Source organism: Macrococcoides caseolyticum (assembly GCF_002902665.1).
Lineage (GTDB): Bacteria > Bacillota > Bacilli > Staphylococcales > Staphylococcaceae > Macrococcoides > Macrococcoides caseolyticum.
On sequence record NZ_PPRM01000047.1, the window covers coordinates 1 to 1,272 of the forward strand.

Consider the following 1,272-nt stretch of genomic DNA (forward strand, 5'->3'; position numbering starts at 1 on the left):
GGCACTGCACCCTTACTAAGGGAGCTCAATAAAAACACTATTTTCTAGGCTGCTAATTTCCTATATTCTATAGGGGATAAGTAGCCTAGTTTTTGTTGAATTCTAACTTTATTATAGTTTTCAATGTAATTTTCGACAATATCTATTACAATGGTATTAGAGCTTCTAAGCTCACTGTTTAAGTAGAATGTTTCACACTTTAGAGAGGCATGAAAACATTCTATTGGGGCATTATCAGCTGGCGTTCCCTTACGGGACATGCTTCTGGTAATGCCTTTTTCTGTACATAGGGCATAGTATTCATAAGAAGTATAAACACTTCCTTGATCACTATGTAATATAGTACCTGGTTCCAATTGAAGTTGTTTTAATGTCTCATTTACTAATTCTTGATTTTGTTTATTACCGATTTTATATGCCACAATTTCACCATTGTAAGCATCCATGATAGATGAAAGATACAACATTGTATTCCCGAAGGGTAAATAAGTGATATCTGTTAAAAGTACTTCTAAAGGTTTCTCTGCTTTGAAGTTTCTATTTAATAGATTATGTGTTTTATAATATGCATTCCCTGGTCTTTTCGATTTTTTCATTCGTACTTTACAATTTAAATTATGTTTTTGCATAATCCTTTGTACTTTTTTGTGATTAATTGGTTTATTATTTTTTCTATTTAACAAGGCAGTTATTTTTCTATAACCATATGTAAAACGATGTTTCTTACATAGTTCTATAATTTCTCGTTCATCCTCAGATATACTGAAATCTTTGTTTTTCCATCTGTAATAATTTGATTTTGGAATATCTAAAGTTTCTAAAATGACTTTCACTGTATATTTAGATTTCAATTCATTTACTAATTCAACAACTACCTCTGGGACCACTTCCTTTCCAATTCCTTGTATTTTTTTAAAATTTCATTTTCTACTTCTTTGCGCTTTAATTCAATTTTTAGCGTCTCAACAGTACTCAATTCTTCATTTCCTTTTCCGTAGGAATATTGTTTACCTACTTGTTGATTGAATCTATGTGTTTCCCCATTTCTATACCATTTCCACCACACTTTAACTTGAGATTCATTTTTAATATTTAAAGCATCCATTATTTCTCTTGTACTATATCCTTTAAGTTTCATTTCTACTACTTTATATTTTATTTCAACTGAATATGCCACTCTTTTCATAGAAAAAACACCTCCGTATAAATTCATTTTAATATGAATTCAACGAAAGTGTTTTTATTTTAATCCCACATCATGGGGTTAGCGCA

1 protein-coding gene is annotated in these 1,272 nt (G+C 30.1%); it reads right to left on the reverse strand.

The window, feature by feature from the left end; genetic code table 11:
• Nucleotides 1-44: 44 nt before the first annotated feature.
• Nucleotides 45-1,186, reverse strand: a protein-coding gene (locus CD152_RS07325) for an IS3 family transposase (protein WP_103214581.1) whose coding sequence is annotated in 2 segments (ribosomal slippage) — nucleotides 45-907 and nucleotides 907-1,186 — 1,143 coding nt in all. Because the reading frame shifts where the segments join, the coding sequence is not laid out codon by codon here.
• Between the last annotated feature and the right edge of the window lie 86 nt (nucleotides 1,187-1,272).